The sequence below is a fragment of the Micromonospora sp. H33 genome (assembly GCF_052068455.1).
In the GTDB taxonomy this organism is placed as follows: Bacteria; Actinomycetota; Actinomycetes; order Mycobacteriales; family Micromonosporaceae; genus Micromonospora.
In genome coordinates this window covers 47,816-63,744 of record NZ_JBQHDE010000001.1, presented here as the reverse complement: position 1 = coordinate 63,744, position 15,929 = coordinate 47,816, and the positions used below count along the sequence as shown (strand labels likewise).

Sequence of the window (15,929 nt, the reverse complement as noted above, 5' to 3'; positions counted from 1 at the left end):
ACGCCGCGACCGGCCGTCAGGAGCTGCTCAGGAGGGCGTCAGGGCCGGCCCATCCCGCGGTACTCCCAGCCGGCCTGCGTCCACAGTGCCGGGTCCAGGCAGTTGCGGCCGTCCACCACCTTGCGGCCGGCGACCAGCTCACCGAGCGCGACCGGGTCCGCGTTGCGGAAGTCGGCCCACTCGGTCAGGACGCAGACCAGGTCGGCACCGGTCACCGCCTCGTTGATGCCCGGCTCGTAGGCCAGCTCGGGCGCCACCGCGCGGGCGCGTTCCATGCCCTGCGGGTCGTACACGTGCACGTCGGCCCCGGCCTTGCGGAGCAGCGACGCCACGGCGAGCGCCGGCGCGTCGCGGACGTCGTCGGTGTTGGGCTTGAAGGTCGCACCGAGCACGCCGATCTTCGTGCCGGACAGGTCGGGGCCGGCGGGACCGGAGCGGCGGCCGAGCAGTTCGGCGGCGAGCTGGACCACCCGGGTGCGGCGGCGCAGGTTGATCAGGTCGACCTCGTGCAGGAAGCGGAGCGCCTCGCCGGCACCCAGCTCCTGCGCCCGGGCCTGGAAGGCCCGGATGTCCTTGGGCAGGCAGGCGCCGCCGAAGCCGAGCCCGGCCTGGAGGAACCGGTTGCCGATCCGGGGGTCGAAGCCGATCGCCCGGGCGAGGTGGGTCACGTCGCCGCCGGACGCCTCGCAGACCTCCGCCATCGCGTTGATGAACGAGATCTTGGTGGCGAGGAAGGCGTTCGCCGCGACCTTGACCAGCTCGGCGGTGGCGAAGTCGGTGACCACCAGGGGCACCTCGCGGTCCTCGGTCGCGGCCAGGTCGAAGACGCCCTTGTGGGCGGCGTAGAGCATGCCGTTGGCCCACTCGCTCTTGACGCCCACCACGATCCGGTTCGGCCGCAGCACGTCGTCGACGGCGAAGCCCTCCTGGAGGAACTCGGGGCTCCACGCCACCTCGACGCCGAGGTCGACCGGTGTGTGCTTGCTCACGAGCTGCTCGACCCACTCGGCCGTGCCGACCGGCACGGTCGACTTGCCGACGATCAGCGCCTTGCGGGTGAGGTGCTGGGCCAGGCTGGTGACGGCGGCCTCGACGTACGACAGGTCGGCGCCCATGCCGTCGGCGCGCTGGGGGGTGCCCACGCAGATGAAGTGCACGTCGCCGAAGTTCGCGGTCTCGGTCATGTCGGTGCTGAACCGCAGCCGCCCGGCAGCGAGGTTGCGCTTGAGCAGCTCGTCGAGGCCCGGCTCGTGGATCGGCACCTCGCCCGCGTTGAGCATGGCGATCTTGTCGGCGTCGACGTCGAAGCCGAGCACCTCGTAGCCCAGTTCGGCGTAACAGATGGCATACGTCGCGCCGAGGTAGCCGGTGCCGAGGAAGGTCACCCGGGGCCGGGCGGCGCCCGAGGGCGGCGTCACCGCGCCGATCGGAGGGATCGGCTGGCTGTTCGGGTACGGGATCGTCACGCCTGTCTTCTCCGCTCGCACTGGCGCCGCTTGTAGCGTCGCATCCTGCTGCGGCGCCTGCCAGGGCACCGGAGGTGGTATTCGTCCTGTCTTGTCATGGTCGCCGGCAGGTCGGAGGTGTGGAAGACCCCAGAACCTACGCGGCGGTAACATCGCCCGAACCGTGGTCGCTATCCTTCAGTCTGCGCTGTCCGCGGCCAGGTGACGCTACAGACTGCGCATGATAGCCGTGAAGGGGAGGGGCCGACATGGCCGCAGAGCAATCGTTCGACGTCTACCGGTTGACCGACGAGCACCAGGCGGTCCGGGAAGCGGTCCGTGAGGTCTGTGCGGCCAAGGTGGCTCAGCACGCCGCCGAGGCGGACGAGACCGGCGAGTTCCCGAAGGCGTCGTACGACGCGCTGCGGGCGGCCGACTTCCACGCGCCGCACATCCCGGTCGAGTACGGCGGCGCGGGAGCGGACGCCCTGGCCACGGCCATCGTGATCGAGGAGGTGGCCCGTGCCTGCGCCTCGTCCTCGCTCATCCCGGCGGTCAACAAGCTCGGCACCATGCCGCTGATCCTGGCCGGGTCCGAGGAGCTCAAGCAGAAGTACCTGACCCAGGTCGCCTCCGGCGACGCGATGTTCTCGTACTGCCTGTCCGAGCCGGAGGCCGGCAGCGACGCCGCCTCGATGACCACCCGAGCGGTCCGCGACGGCGACCACTGGGTGCTCAACGGCGTGAAGCGGTGGATCACCAACGCCGGTGTGTCCGAGTTCTACACGGTCTTCGCCGTCACCGACCCGTCCGCCCGGTCGCGGGGCATCTCCGCCTTCGTCGTCGAGAAGTCCGACGCGGGGGTCAGCTTCGGCGCGCCGGAGAAGAAGCTGGGCATCAAGGGGTCGCCGACCCGCGAGGTGTACCTGGACGACGTCCGGATCCCGGCCGACCGCATGATCGGCGCGGAGGGCACCGGCTTCGCCACCGCCATGCAGACCCTGGACCACACCCGGGTCACGATCGCCGCCCAGGCCGTCGGCATCGCGCAGGGCGCGCTCGACTACGCCATGGGGTACGTGCAGGAGCGCAAGCAGTTCGGCAAGCCGGTCGCCGACTTCCAGGGCATCCAGTTCATGATCGCCGACATGGGCATGAAGCTGGAGGCGGCGCGGCAGCTCACGTACACGGCGGCCGGCAAGTCGGAGCGGAGCGACGCCGACCTGACCTACTTCGGCGCGGCGGCCAAGTGCTTCGCCTCGGACGCCGCCATGGAGATCACCACCGACGCGGTCCAGCTGCTCGGCGGGTACGGCTACACCCGGGACTACCCGGTCGAGCGGATGATGCGCGACGCGAAGATCACCCAGATCTACGAGGGCACCAACCAGGTGCAGCGCATCGTGATGGCCCGCCAGCTGCTCAAGGGCTGACGGTCGGGGGGCGGGCCGGTCGTCCCGGCCCGCCCGTACGGTCAGCGCAGTTCGGTGGTGGTGTCCTCCGGCCGGTTCGTGCCGCGTGGCGGAGCCGACCACGGCGACTCACCGCCCGCCCGGCGGGGCAGCGGGTCCGTCGGGGTGGGGTCGGGGTAACCGAGCGTCATCGGATTCGTGTCGCGGTCCGACGCCGACGGCCAGTCGTTGAGGGTGAAGTCCGTCCGCTCCGGACCGTCCGCCGGGGTCAGCTCCGCCCCGGCCTCCGGCCGTGGCCATCGCCGCCAGCGCTGGCCGCTGAAGGCGGCCATCATCAGCAGCAGGCCGATGAGGAAGAGGGTCCCGTTCTCCAGCGGCAGCCGCAGCGGGAGCGGGTCGCCGAGAACCTTCCACCCCTCGGGGATGGCGTCGCGCACGGCGAACGGCGCGACGAACAGCCCCACGTACGGGGCGGCGAGCAGCAGCCCCGCGACCAGCGGGCCGACCGGCGAGACACGCAGGGTGCCGAGCAGCCCGAGCAGGACGCCGGCCACGGCGAGCCAGACGGCCGGCTCGATGAGGTTGGCCGAGTTGAACCTACCGATCTCCACCCAGCGGGCGACGGTGTCGGCCGAACCGTCCTGCCCGAGGGTGACCAGGACCCAGGTGACGGGTGCCACCACCAACCCGGCGAGGAAGCTCCAGAGATGTCGCATCCGCGCACCGTACCGTTTTCGTCATGACCGAGCACCCCTCCACCACGCCAGCAGGGAAGCCGACCTCGTACTCCCGGGTCACGCTGAGCCGGATCATGACCGCCGTCGACGTGAACCTCTACGGCACGGTGCACGGCGGCGTGCTGATGAAGTTCGTGGACGACGTGGCGGGGGCCGCGGCGGCACGGCACAGCGGCGGGACGGCGGTGACCGCGGCCATCGACGAGATCGTCTTCTCGGAGGCGGTGCGGGTGGGTGACCTGGTGCACGCGTACGCCCAGGTCAACTGGACCGGGCAGACCTCGATGGAGGTCGGGGTGCGGGTCACCGCCGAGCGGTGGGACTCGGCCGAGGACCAGCCGGTCCGGGTGGCGACGGCGTACCTGGTGTTCGTCGGCGTCGACGTCGGCGGCACCCCGCGGATGATCCCGCCGGTGCTGCCGGAGACCCCGGAGGACGAGCGGCGCTTCCGGGAGGCGGAGATCCGCCGCGCCCACCGGCTGGCCCGCCGCCGGGCCATCCAGGCGCACCGGGCGGGCTGACGCCGGCACTCCGCGCCACCCACCGCCGGCCCTCCGCGCCACCAACCGTGGGCCCTGCGCGCCACCCACACAGGATGACCGGAGGGCATGTGGGCCCGGCACGTGCGCGGGTGGGCGCCGGGTGCGGAGAATGGCGCTGCGAGGTAGGGCAAGATGGCGCCACGGCCCATGCACAGCGTCGTGCCGGGGCCTGAGGGAGGGTGGAGCAGTGGGTGACGTGCTGTGGACGCCGCCGGCGGACGTCCGTGAGCGGTCCCGGATCGGTAACTACCTGCGCTGGCTGCGCGAGCACCGGGGGCTCGACTTCGCCGACTACGACGAGCTGTGGCAGTGGTCGGTCACCGACCTGGACGCCTTCTGGCGGTCGATCTGGGACCACTTCGAGGTGGTGGCACACACCCCGCCCAGCGCCACGCTCGCCGACCGGGGCATGCCCGGCGCCCGTTGGTTCCCCGACGCGACCCTCAACTACGCCGAGAACGTGCTGCGGATGCACGGCCGCGCGGACGACGACCCGGTGGTGATCGCGCACGGGCAGACCCGACCGCCGGTCACCCTCACCGCCGCCGGGCTGCGGGAGCAGGTCCGCCGGGTCGCCGCCGGGCTGCGCCGGCTCGGCGTCGGCACCGGCGACCGGGTGGCCGCGTACGCGCCGAACATCCCCGAGACGTACGTGCTGCTGCTGGCCACCGCCAGCCTCGGCGCCATCTTCTCCTCGTGCGCGCCCGAGTTCGGCACCCGCAGCGTCACCGACCGGTGGCAGCAGATCGGGCCGAAGGTCCTGGTCGCCGTGGACGGCTACCGCTACGGCGACAAGCCGGTGGACCGGCGCGCCGAGGTGGCCGCGATCCGGGCCGCCCTGCCGTCGCTGCAGTACACCGTCGGCATCGCGTACCTGGACCCGGCCGGCGCTGGCGGCCATGATCCGGCCTCCGCGCCGCTAGGCGGCGCTCCGGACCGAATGAGGGCCGCGCCGGAGGGCGCGATCGCCTGGGCCGACCTGGCCGCCGACACCGACGAGCCGCTGACCTTCACGCCGGTGCCGTTCGACCACCCGCTCTACGTGCTCTACTCCTCCGGCACCACCGGCCTGCCCAAGCCGATCGTGCACGGCCACGGGGGCATCCTGCTCGAGCACCTGAAGATGCTCGCCCTGCACCACGACCTCGGCCCGGCCGACCGGTTCTTCTGGTTCACCACGACCGGCTGGATGATGTGGAACTTCCTGGTCTCCGGGCCGGCGGTGGGCGCGGCCATCGTGCTCTTCGACGGCAACCCGGGCCACCCGGACCTCGGGGCGCTGTGGCGGCTCGCGGCGGACACCGGCACCACGTACTTCGGCACCTCGGCGCCGTTCCTGCTGGCCTGCCGCAAGGCGGGTCTGGCCCCGAAGGAGATCGCCGACCTGTCCGCGCTGCGCGGCCTCGGCTCGACCGGCGCGCCGCTGCCCGCCGAGGGCTTCACCTGGGTGTACGAGAACGTCGGCGACCACCTCCAGCTCCAGTCGCTCTCCGGCGGCACCGACGTCTGCACCGGTTTCGTCGGCGGCGTGCCGCTGCTTCCCGTGTACGCGGGTGAGATCGCCTGCCGGGCGCTCGGGGCGAAGGTGGAGGCCCGCTCGGCCGACGGCACGCCGGTCATCGGTGAGCTGGGCGAGCTGGTCATCACCGAGCCGATGCCGAGCATGCCGGTGGGCTTCTGGAACGACCCGGACGGCAGCCGCTACCGCGAGGCGTACTTCGACGTCTACCCGGGCGTGTGGCGGCACGGGGACTGGATCACGATCAACTCGCGGGGAGGCTGCCTGATCACCGGCCGCTCCGACGCCACCCTCAACCGGGGCGGGGTCCGGCTCGGCACCGCCGAGTTCTACTCCGTGGTGGAGGGGTTGGACGAGGTCGTCGACTCCGTGGTCGTCCACCTGGAGGACGACGAGGGCGGCGCCGGCGAGCTGCTGCTCTTCGTGGTCCTCGGCGAGGGCCGGGAGCTGGACGACGACCTGCGGAAGAAGATCTGCCGGGAGCTGCGGACCGCCCTGTCGCCCCGGCACGTGCCCGACGAGATCCACCAGGTCCGGGCCGTCCCGCGTACCCTCTCGGCGAAGAAGCTGGAGGTCCCGGTCAAGAAGATCCTCACCGGCACCCCGGTCGACAGCGCCGCGGCGAAGGGTGCCCTCGCCAACCCCGAGTCGCTGACGGCCTTCGCCGCCCTGGCAACCCAACGCCGCGCCTCCCACGACCAGGCCACGTCCGCCTGACCGCGCGTCTCACGGAAGGGTCAGCGTCGTACGCTCCGATTCCGAGCGGGACGGGAGGCGGGTCGGGTCGGGGTTCGCGCAGAGCACCGTCGACGCCCGGGCCGTCAGCGGAGCCAGGAGCCAGTCGACCGGGTCGGGCAGGGCGTCGACGTCGATCAGGGCGCGGGCATCGGGTGTGATGCCCAGCTCCGTCGCCCGGGCCACCGCGCGGGCCAGCAGGTCCGCGTCGTCCGGCCCGGGTCCCGCGTACGGGGTGAAGTCGTCGCCGTGCACGCGTACCTCGGACACGAAGTCGGCGAATCCCGGCGGGACCTGCCGCATCGGCAGGGCGAACGGGTCCAGGGCGAGGACGTAGCGGTCGCCGGCCGACCACGCGTCCGCCTCGGCCAGCCGCCCGGCCGCGACGAAGAGGACGTCCACGTCGCCCGGATCCTCGGCCACGGTCAGGCCGGCCGACCAGGCGCCCAGCAGCACGGCGGCGGTCTGCCAGTGCGGGGGGAGCAGCACCCCGGCCGTGTCGCCGGGCCCGAGGCCCAGCCCGTCGACGAGCAGGTTCGCCGTCTTGGCCACCCAGTTCGCGCAGGTCGCGCCGGAGAGCTCGGTCCGTTCGCCGGTCGCGTCGTCGTACCAGGTCAGCAGCGGGCGGGTCGGGTCGGGCGCGATCGCGGCGGCGAAGACCCGGGCAATGTTGTCGGCCATCGGCGCGAACGATACGCCCCCGTCGGCGGTAGAAGATGGCGACGACAAGGGACCGTCGGGAAACTGCGGGGCCCGCAGCCGCCGTGCGGCTTCCCGACAGTCTGTAGGTCGGCGTACCGTCGGGTCGCAGTCACCGCCCACCCGCGGGCCCGGCGTAGGCTTGCCCCGGAGTGTTGTTCCCCACAGACCCGCCAGTTCAAGGAGTCGCCCCGTGACCGCCGGTCGACCGCCCCGCGTGCTCATCGACGCCACGAGTGTCCCCGCCGACCGTGGCGGCGTCGGTAGATACGTCGACGGCCTGCTCGGTGCGCTCGGCCAGGTGTGCGGGTCGGGCGTGGAGCTGGCGGTGGTCAGTCTCCGCACCGATCTCGAGCGCTATACCCGCATGCTGCCGGGCGCGGAGATCATCCCGGCGCCCGCCGCCGTCGCGCACCGACCCGCCCGGCTCGCCTGGGAGCAGACGGGCCTGCCGCTGCTCGCCCAGCAGGTCGGTGCGCAGGTGCTGCACTCGCCCTTCTACACCTGCCCGCTGCGCGCGGGTTGCCCGGTCACGGTGACCGTGCACGACGCGACCTTCTTCACCGAACCGGAGCACTACGACAAGAGCCGCCGCACCTTCTTCCGCAGCGCGATCAAGACGTCGCTGCGCCGCGCCGACCGGGTGATCGTGCCGAGCAAGGCCACCCGGGACGAGCTGATCCGGCTGCTGGACGCCGACCCGACCCGCATCGACGTCGCGTACCACGGCGTGGACCACGCCGCGTTCCACGCGCCGAGCGAGGAGGAGAAGGCCCGGGTCCGCGCCCGGCTGGGGCTCGGCAGCCAGAGCTACGTCGCCTTCCTCGGCGCGAAGGAGCCCCGCAAGAACGTCCCCAACCTGATCCGGGGCTGGGCCCGCGCCGTCGTCGACCGGGAGAACCCGCCCGCCCTGGTCATCGCCGGCGGGCAGGGCCACGACGACGACATCGACCGCGCCGTGGCCGACGTCCCGTCGCACCTGCGGCTGCTGCGCCCGGGCTACCTGCGGTACGCCGACCTGCCAGGCTTCCTCGGCGGGGCGCTCGTCGCGGCCTACCCGTCGTACGGCGAGGGCTTCGGCCTGCCGATCCTGGAGGCGATGGCGTGCGCCGCGCCGGTGCTCACCACCCCCCGGCTCTCGCTGCCGGAGGTGGGTGGCGACGCGGTCGCGTACACCAGCGAGGCGCCCGACCAGATCGCGACCGACCTGGCCGCGCTGCTCGACGACGAGCAGCGCCGGCTGGCGCTCGCCAAGGCCGGCTTCGACCGGGCCAAGGAGTTCACCTGGGAGTCCAGCGCCGAGGTGCACATCGCGGCCTGGTCCCGGGCCCGGGCGTGAGCGCGGCCCTCCGCGGGGGTGACCGCCCGGCCCTCTTGCCGGGGTCGGGCATGATGTCCCGGTGATTTACGCCGTCATCCCGGCGGGAGGCAGCGGCACCAGACTGTGGCCGCTGTCCCGCGCCGGGCACCCGAAGTTCCTCCACCCGCTCACCGGCACCACCGCGTCGCTGCTCCAGGCGACCGTGGAGCGGCTCGGCCCGCTGACCACGCCGGAGCGCACGCTCGTGGTCACCGGGGCGGCGCACGTCACCGCGGTGGCGCGCCAGCTGTCCGTGCTGCCAGAGGAGAACATCCTGGTCGAGCCGTCGCCGCGGGACTCCTGCGCGGCGATCGCCCTGGCGGCCGCGGTGATCGCGCGGCGGGAGCCGACGGCGGTGATGGGCTCGTTCGCGGCCGACCACCTGATCGGCGACCCGGAGCGGTGGCGGGAGACCGTCCGCCAGGCGGTCCGCGGCGCCGAGCAGGGGCTGCTGATGACGGTCGGCATCACCCCCACCCGGGCGGAGACGGGCTACGGCTACCTGGAGACCGGGGAGCCGACCGGTGATGGGCCGCTGCGGCCGGTGGCCGAGTTCAAGGAGAAGCCGAGCGCCGACGTGGCCGAGGCGTACCTGCGGTCCGGGCAGCACCTCTGGAACGCCAGCATGTTCGTCTGGCGGGTCGACGTCTTCCTCACCGAGCTGGCCCGGCAGCAGCCGGCCCTGCACGCCGGCATCGTCGCGATCGCCGCGGCGTGGGGCACGGAGGACCAGGACGACGTGCTCGGCACGGTCTGGCCGACGCTGCCGAAGATCTCGGTGGACTACGCGGTGATGGAGGGCGCGGCGACGGCCGGCAAGGTGGCGACCGTGCCCGGCGACTTCGGGTGGAACGACGTCGGCGACTTCCACACCCTCGGCGAGGTGCTTCCGGCCGACCCGGACGGCAACGTCGTGCTCGGCGGGGACGCGAAGCCGGGTGTGCTCCTGAAGGACAGCGCGAACCTGGTGGTCGTCCCGCACTCCGGCCGGCTCGTCGCCACCGTCGGGGTGCGCGACCTGATCGTGGTCGACACCCCGGACGCGGTGCTGGTGTGCCCGCGCGACCGCGCCCAGGACGTCAAGAAGATCGTCGACGAGCTCAAGGAACGGGGCGAAGAGGGGCTCGTCTGAGCGCCGCCAGCGCCGGCGCGATCAACTGGGTGGTCCCGCCGGCCAGCGGCTCCGGCAGCCGGTCCGGCGGGAACCAGCCCAGTTCCTCGGACTCCTCGCTGACCCGGGCCTGCGCGCCGGGCGGAGCGAGGACGGCGAAGCGTACGTCGTGGTGGAAGGAACCGCCCTGGCAGCCGACCGGGTGGATGTCCACGTCGATCGGCACCGGGTCGATCCGCAGGCCGGCCAGCCCGGACTCCTCGGTCGCCTCGCGCAGCGCGGCGGCGGCCAGCGTACGGTCTCCGGGCTCGCAGTGCCCGCCGAGCTGCACCCACCGATGGAACTTGCCGTGCAGGCAGAGCAGCACCCGCTCGCCGGTGGCGTCGAGCACTAGGGTGCTGGCCGTGACGTGGCCGGCCCGGTGCGCCCGGCTCATCGCGACGGGCCCGGCGGCCAGCAGGTCGAGCGTGCGGTCGCGGGCCTCGGCGGCGGCCGGGGAGGTCGGCGTCCAGTCCCGGAGGACGGCCAGCGCGTCGGCATGCAGCTCGCCGTTTGGAAGGGACCCTTCTACTACACGAGGCGTTAACAGGGGGCCCGTCCTTTCCTCGGCGCGCACCCGCCCACCCTACGTGCACCGTCTTCGTACGCTGGCCCGGTGACGCTGCGACTCCTGGAATTCGTGGTGGCCGGCAACGAGGCGAGCGACCTGCTCCCCGTGCACTCCGCCGCCCTGCTGCGGGCGCACGGCGCCCGGCGCGGCTTCTGGACCGTGCTCGACGAGGGCCCGGTCGAGCACTGCCTCGCCCTGCTCCTCGAACTCGACGACGGCACCTGGACGGCGCACCACGTGGCCGCCGACGCCGGCCCGGAGAACGGCCGCACCGAGGACGGCGAAGCCCTCGCCCACCACGACGGCTGGGTGTACGTCTTCGGGTCGCACTTCGGCTCGAAGGCCGGCCCGCTACGCCCACGCCGGGCGTTCGTGGCCCGGTTCCGGGAGGACGACGCGGTGGGTGGCCGGCTGCCGGTGCAGGTCGTGCGCAACCGGTTCCGGATCCACCGGGCGGTCAACGACGCCCTGCTCAAGGCGCCGTTCACCCCGCTCCCGCCGGGGGACCAGGTCCGGTCCCGGTTCATCGGCGAGACCGTGGCGCGGGGCACCGCCCGGTCGAAGGGCTGGGTCGACCGGCTGGTCCCTGACGACCTGCCGCTGAACGTGGAGGCGGCCGTCTTCACCCCGGCCGGCACGGCACTGCTCGGTCTGCGGTTCCCGGTCACCGCCGACGGCGAGCCGATCCTGGTCGAGCTGGCCGGGGTGCCGGCCATGTTCGACGCCGCGCCGGTCTGGCCGGAGGCGCTGGGCGCGTACGTCCTCACCGGGGTGACCCCGCCCGGCGCGCTGACCGGCTTCCGGGCGGTCGCAGCCACCGCGGACGGCGGGTACGCGGCGGTGATCGGTTCGATCGACGCGCTCGGCAAGGGATCGGTGCTGCTCGAGGACCACCCGGCCGGTGGCGACGTCCCCTCCCGGCACGTCCGCTTCCGGCTGCCCGGGGAGGGGCACGTGGTCGCCGGCGAGCTGGTCGCGGACCTCGCGCCGTTCCACCACGTGGAGGGGCTCGCGGAGCTGGACGGGAGCTGCTTCTACGTCACCGACGAGGATCACCGCGTCGCCCTCTGGACGGCCTGACCGGGCGGCGTCCGCCACGCGGACCGGCGAGCGGGTGCGGGGGCGCCGGGTCGCACCGGGGCCGCCCGCCGACAGGCCGGCGAGCGGGCGGTGGCGCCGCCGGAACAGATCGGCGACCGGGGGTGGCACCTCTGCGGACGCTTGGCCCGCAGACCCTCGTGATGCCACCCGGTCGCCGATCGGTCCCCGGCCCCGGGGTGCCCGGCCGCGTCGCCGTGCGATGCGCTTTCCTGTCCGGGCAGTGGAAGCATGCACAACCGGTCGGGGAAGCGTCGAGGATTTTCAGCTCAGACTTAAAGGTGGTGATAACTGCCGCCCAGGTAGAGTGCAGAAGGCCGTCGGCGCCCCCTCCGCCGCCGGCACGGGAGTGCCCATGCTGAAGATTCACTTCACCGGAGAGGACATCCTCCGCACCCGGGTGGCGCCGGCACCGGACCCGCTCTGGGAACTGGTCCTGAGCCTGCACCTGCTCCAGGGCCGGAGCCGCGACCCGCTGATGTCGACCTGGCGGCGCAGCGTGGCCCGACGACTCACCCAGGACAGCGCCTCCGACCAGTTGCGGCTGCTCTTCGCCCTCAACCCGCCGCGCGGCTACTTCCCCGACTTCCTGACCCCCTACGAGAGTGTGTCGGGCTTCGACGCCGGGCTCGACGCCGTACGCAGCACGCCCGCACCCATGCTGCGACGGGACGTGGCCCTGCTCGCCGGGGCCAACCCCCTGCCCACCTCGGCCTCCGCGCTGGCCCGGGGCGAGTCCGAGGTGCTCTGGCACCTGACCCGTTCCATGGAGCAGTACCGCGACCTGGCGATCAGCCCGTACTGGCCGCGGATCCAGGCCGCGGTGGAGGCCGACCGGAACCGGCGGGCCCGGGCCCTGCTCGACGGCGGGGTGGAGGGGCTGCTCACCAGCCTGCGCCCCGCGATGCGGTGGGCGTCGGGCGTGCTGGAGGTCCGCGACTACCCGCACAGCCGGGAGCTGCACCTCGACGGTCGTGGGCTGCTGCTGGTGCCGTCGTTCTTCTGCGCGCGGACCCCGGTGGCGCTGCTCGACCCGGCGCTGCCCCCGGTGCTGGTCTATCCGGTGGACCGGCTGGGCGGGCTGGCGCCCGCCGCGGCGGGGGACAACCCCCCGTCCGCCGGCCGGGAGGCACTCGCCGCGTTACTCGGGCGTACCCGGGCCGCGGTGCTCGAGGCGAGCGCCGACGGCTGCACCACCGGCGAGGTGGCCCGCCGCCTGGACATCTCGGCCGCCGCCGCGAGCCAGCACGCGACCGTGTTGCGCAACGCCGGCCTCCTGGTCAGCCACCGCGACCGCAACACCGTCCTGCACACCATCACGCCGCTGGGCCGGTCGGTCCTGAACGCCTGACCCGCGCGGCCGATCTCCCGCCTCGATCTTGCACTTTCGGCCCCCGGTTTGTCCCTTGTGGGCTGTCCTGTCCGGGCAGAAAGTGCAAGATCGGCGGGCGGGCGGGCGGGCGGGCAGGCGGCGGGCGGTGTGGCGGGGCGGTCAGAGGGCGAGGACTGCGGTGGCCGGGGTGCCGGGTGGGGGTGGCAGGAGGGTCGACCGGAGGCCCTCGGCGGCCAGGGCGGCGCGGAGGCGGTGCAGGTCCGTCCCGAACCGCACCAGGCCGAACGGGTCGACCGGGGTCGCCGGGGAGCCCAGCACCAGCGTCGTGGCCCCCGCCGGCCAGCCCGGCACGGTGGCGACGAGCCGTTCGCGTACCTCCGGATCGGTGACGTGGGTGAAGACCGTGCCGGGCGCGACCGCGCCGGCCACCGCGGCGATCGCCCGGTCGACCGCCGCCGGGTCGGGTGGCGCGTTCGCGGTGCCGTCGGCCAGGGTGGCGGCGTCGGCCAGCCCGGCGGCCCGGGCCTCGGCGGTGCCGAGCGAGAACAGGTCGAGCGAGGAGTCCCGGACCAGTGCCCTGGCGCCGGCGCCGTCGTCCGGGCGGGTAGTGGTCAGGTAGCCGCGGACGACCGCCACCGGCACCTGGTCGCACTTGCCCTTGATCAGTTCGCCGGCGCCGGCCAGTTCGTCGACCACCGCCATCTCGGTGAGTTCGAGCTCGTTGCCGTACGGGTCGACCTCGCCCCGGTGGTCCCGGATGGCGTCCATCCCGGCCACCCCGAGTGCCACGTCGGTGAGCCCGTTGCGCCAGGGCCGCCCCATCGTGTCGGTGATGATCACCGCAACGTCCAGGCCGTACCGCTCGCGGAGCGCGGCGCGCAGCGCCCGGGCGGACGCGTCCGGGTCGACCGGCAACAGCACCAGCCGGGTCTTGTCCACGTTGGACGCGTCGATGCCGGCCGAGGCCATCACGAAGCCGTGGTGGGTCTGCACGATGCGCGTCGCGCCCCGGGTGGCGACCACCCGCGCGGTCTCCGCGGCCAGCACCTCGGCGCGGGCGGCGAGCCGCTCCGGCCCGTCCGCCGGGACGTCGACGAGGCGCCCCTCCGCCTTCGAGACGATCTTGCTGGTCACCACCAGCACGTCGCCGTCGCGCAGCCAGGGCGCGGCGGTCGTGATCATGGCGGCCAGGTCGTCGCCCTCGGACACGTGGCCGATGCCGAGCACCGGCAGGATCTCCAGCCTCACGTCAACTCCACCGCGGCGCGGACCATGGCCACCGTCGCCGCCTCGTCGGTCATCATCAGCGGCACCGCGCGGACCGTCACTCCCGGCACCGTCGCCTCCGCGTCCTCCGGCGCGACCAGCCATCCGTCGAGCAGGCCGCCGTCCGGGCGTCCGCCGTACAGCCGGCCCACCCCGGCCGCGCTGCTCTCGACGCCGAGCACGGCCAGGCAACGATCGGCCATCCCGCGGACCGGGGCGGCGCCGATGATCGGCGACACGCCGACCACCGGGGCGGGGCCGTCGGTGATCGCCTCGCGCAGCCCCGGCACGGCCAGGATCGGCGCGATGCTCACCACCGGGTTGCTGGGCGCGATCAGCACCACGTCGGCCCCGGCGATCGCCTCGGTCACACCGGGGGCCGGCTTCGCGGTCTCCGCGCCGACGAAGACGAACCGGTGCGTGGGCAGGTCCGCCCGGTACCGGATCCACCACTCCTGGAAGTGGATGGCCCGCTGGCCGCCGTCCACGTCGACGACGACGTGGGTCTCCAGGCGGTCGTCGGTGGCCGGCAGCAGGCGTACGCCGGGCTGCCAGCGGCTGGCCAGCGCCTCGGTGACCTGGTGCAACGGGTACCCACCGTTGATCATGGTGGTGCGGACCAGGTGCGTGGCGACGTCCTTGTCGCCGAGACCGAACCAGGTGGGCTCCGCCCCGTACGCGGTTAGCTCCTCCTTCACCGTCCAGCTCTCGCCGACGCGGCCCCAGCCGCGCTCCGGGTCGGCCCCGCCGCCCAGCGTGTACATGACGCTGTCCAGGTCGGGGCAGACCTTGAGCCCGTGCAGGTACAGGTCGTCGCCCACGTTGACCACGGCGGTCACCTCGGCGCCGACCTCCCGGGCGTACGCCCGCACGCCGAGCAGGAACCGGGCGCCGCCGATACCGCCGGTCAGAACCACGATGCGCATGTCGACCATCCTCGCGTACGTGCCGCCTCCGGGGCCCCGCCCACCCGGGAGACTAGGCTCACGTCGGCATCTGTCCGCTTCCGCCCGAAGGGGGATTCCGTGACCAGCCCCGCCGAGCCGGCGCCCACCGATCCGACGCCGGCCAGTCAGCTGACCCGGCCGCTGCGTGAACCGGCCGCGTTCGTGCTCCTCGGCGCGAACGCCGTCTTCCTGTTCGTCGGCCTGATCCGGCTGCTGGCGCCGACCGGGTTCGGCACCTTCACCGGGCGCGCGGGCAGCGCGTTCTTCGCGTTCGCCGGCATCGAGGCGGTGGTGCTGCCCCTGCTGGCGGTGCTGCTCGCCACGCATCTGCGGCCGGTCGTGCCGAAGGCGAAGTTGATCACCCAGGTGGCGGTCGGCGAGTACGCCGTCAGCGCCGCCCTCGGCGGGTTGACCTTCCTGATCTGGTCGTTCGGTCGCCTCGCCGAGGGCGAGGTGACGGACGCCTTCCTCGGCGTGCTCACCCGGCTCGCCGGGCTGGCGCTCCTCCTGATCGCCGGTTACGCCGTGTACCGGATCTGGCGCACGCTCTACCACGTGCCGAAGCCCAAGCCGCAGCCCGGCGTCTACGGCACGCCCCAGCCCGGCTGGCCCGGCCAGCCCGGCGGCCACTCCGGCCAGCCCGTGCACCCCGGCCAGTCCGGCGGCCACCCCGGCCAGCCCGTGCATCCCGGTCAGCCCGGCTGGCCCGGCGCCGGCCAGTCCGGGGGCTGGACGGCCCCGACGCAGTACGGCGCCCCGTACGGTCAGCCGACGCCGCCCTTCCCGGGCGCACCGCACCCGGCCCCGCCGGCGAACCCGGCGCCCCACCCGGCCCCGCCGGCCGCGCCCCCGTTCGGGCAGCCGCCCTCGGCCGACCCCACCCAGACGATCCCCCGCCAGCCGGCCGAGCCCCACGCTCCGCCGAGCGACAACCAGCCCGACCGCACCCAACGCATCAACCCCACCGACGACTGACGCCCCGACGTCGAGCGGTGATCAAGAGGTTTTCGTCCTGACGGGCGTCCGCAACGGACGAAAGCCTCTTGATCAACGCACCAGGGAAGGGTGGGGTTTCCCACCGCGCGGTTCGGTTCGAGCGGGCCTCGGTGCGGAGC

General features: G+C 73.6%; 14 protein-coding genes. 8 read left to right on the top strand and 6 right to left on the bottom strand.

Features of this window, described 5'->3' with window-relative positions; all coding sequences use genetic code 11:
• Positions 1-38: 38 nt before the first annotated feature.
• Positions 39-1,466 (bottom strand): UDP-glucose dehydrogenase family protein, encoded by a 1,428-nt coding sequence (locus ACTMS0_RS00295; RefSeq protein WP_441153028.1) that lies wholly within the window; start codon positions 1,464-1,466, stop codon positions 39-41.
• A 248-nt stretch (positions 1,467-1,714) separates the two neighbouring features.
• On the opposite strand from ACTMS0_RS00295, the gene ACTMS0_RS00290 reads away from it, so the two are divergent.
• Positions 1,715-2,878, top strand: a complete 1,164-nt coding sequence (locus ACTMS0_RS00290) for an acyl-CoA dehydrogenase family protein (protein ID WP_441153027.1) — start codon at positions 1,715-1,717, stop codon at positions 2,876-2,878.
• A 41-nt stretch (positions 2,879-2,919) separates the two neighbouring features.
• Here ACTMS0_RS00290 and ACTMS0_RS00285 read toward each other — a convergent pair whose 3' ends face one another.
• Positions 2,920-3,573: a hypothetical protein gene (locus ACTMS0_RS00285; RefSeq protein WP_441153026.1), complete on the bottom strand. Its 654-nt coding sequence runs from the start codon at positions 3,571-3,573 to the stop codon at positions 2,920-2,922.
• 23 nt (positions 3,574-3,596) lie between these two features.
• Between ACTMS0_RS00285 and ACTMS0_RS00280 the strand changes: the two genes are divergently transcribed.
• Together ACTMS0_RS00280 and ACTMS0_RS00275 are read left to right on the top strand one after the other, a co-directional pair.
• Entirely contained in the window at positions 3,597-4,115 is a 519-nt protein-coding gene (locus ACTMS0_RS00280; protein ID WP_441153025.1) for an acyl-CoA thioesterase, read from the top strand.
• Between the two features lie 208 nt (positions 4,116-4,323).
• Positions 4,324-6,372: an acetoacetate--CoA ligase gene (locus tag ACTMS0_RS00275; protein ID WP_441153024.1), complete on the top strand. Its 2,049-nt coding sequence runs from the start codon at positions 4,324-4,326 to the stop codon at positions 6,370-6,372.
• A 9-nt stretch (positions 6,373-6,381) separates the two neighbouring features.
• Here ACTMS0_RS00275 and ACTMS0_RS00270 read toward each other — a convergent pair whose 3' ends face one another.
• Complete coding sequence (locus ACTMS0_RS00270; protein ID WP_441153023.1) at positions 6,382-7,071, bottom strand: TIGR03089 family protein; 690 nt, start codon at positions 7,069-7,071, stop codon at positions 6,382-6,384.
• Between the two features lie 211 nt (positions 7,072-7,282).
• Here ACTMS0_RS00270 and ACTMS0_RS00265 point away from each other — a divergent pair, with 211 nt between their 5' ends.
• Together ACTMS0_RS00265 and ACTMS0_RS00260 are read left to right on the top strand one after the other, a co-directional pair.
• Positions 7,283-8,428: a glycosyltransferase family 4 protein gene (locus tag ACTMS0_RS00265; RefSeq protein ID WP_441153022.1), complete on the top strand. Its 1,146-nt coding sequence runs from the start codon at positions 7,283-7,285 to the stop codon at positions 8,426-8,428.
• A gap of 61 nt (positions 8,429-8,489) precedes the next feature.
• Positions 8,490-9,581 carry a mannose-1-phosphate guanylyltransferase gene (locus tag ACTMS0_RS00260; RefSeq protein WP_441153021.1) on the top strand — a complete coding sequence of 364 codons (1,092 nt, stop codon included), beginning with the start codon at positions 8,490-8,492 and terminating at the stop codon, positions 9,579-9,581.
• On the opposite strand, the gene ACTMS0_RS00255 is transcribed toward ACTMS0_RS00260, so the two are convergent.
• Positions 9,550-10,149 (bottom strand): NUDIX hydrolase, encoded by a 600-nt coding sequence (locus tag ACTMS0_RS00255; RefSeq protein WP_441153964.1) that lies wholly within the window; start codon positions 10,147-10,149, stop codon positions 9,550-9,552. The two genes, ACTMS0_RS00260 and ACTMS0_RS00255, sit on opposite strands and share 32 nt — an antisense overlap.
• A gap of 66 nt (positions 10,150-10,215) precedes the next feature.
• Here ACTMS0_RS00255 and ACTMS0_RS00250 point away from each other — a divergent pair, with 66 nt between their 5' ends.
• Together ACTMS0_RS00250 and ACTMS0_RS00245 are read left to right on the top strand one after the other, a co-directional pair.
• The gene (locus ACTMS0_RS00250) at positions 10,216-11,250 is read left to right on the top strand and encodes a hypothetical protein (RefSeq protein ID WP_441153020.1); all 1,035 of its coding nucleotides are present in this window, start codon (positions 10,216-10,218) and stop codon (positions 11,248-11,250) included.
• 373 nt (positions 11,251-11,623) lie between these two features.
• Positions 11,624-12,619 (top strand): transcriptional regulator, encoded by a 996-nt coding sequence (locus ACTMS0_RS00245; RefSeq protein ID WP_441153019.1) that lies wholly within the window; start codon positions 11,624-11,626, stop codon positions 12,617-12,619.
• Positions 12,620-12,760: 141 nt separating this feature from the next.
• Here the strand turns inward: ACTMS0_RS00245 and ACTMS0_RS00240 are convergent, their stop codons facing one another.
• Together ACTMS0_RS00240 and cofD are read right to left on the bottom strand one after the other, a co-directional pair.
• The gene (locus tag ACTMS0_RS00240; protein ID WP_441153018.1) at positions 12,761-13,849 is read right to left on the bottom strand and encodes a coenzyme F420-0:L-glutamate ligase; all 1,089 of its coding nucleotides are present in this window, start codon (positions 13,847-13,849) and stop codon (positions 12,761-12,763) included.
• Complete coding sequence (gene cofD, locus ACTMS0_RS00235; RefSeq protein WP_441153017.1) at positions 13,846-14,793, bottom strand: 2-phospho-L-lactate transferase; 948 nt, start codon at positions 14,791-14,793, stop codon at positions 13,846-13,848. The genes ACTMS0_RS00240 and cofD overlap by 4 nt, the downstream gene beginning before the upstream one ends.
• Before the next feature lie 99 nt (positions 14,794-14,892).
• Between cofD and ACTMS0_RS00230 the strand changes: the two genes are divergently transcribed.
• A complete protein-coding gene (locus ACTMS0_RS00230; protein WP_441153016.1) occupies positions 14,893-15,789 on the top strand; it encodes a hypothetical protein in 897 nt (298 codons plus the stop codon).
• Positions 15,790-15,929 lie beyond the last annotated feature (140 nt).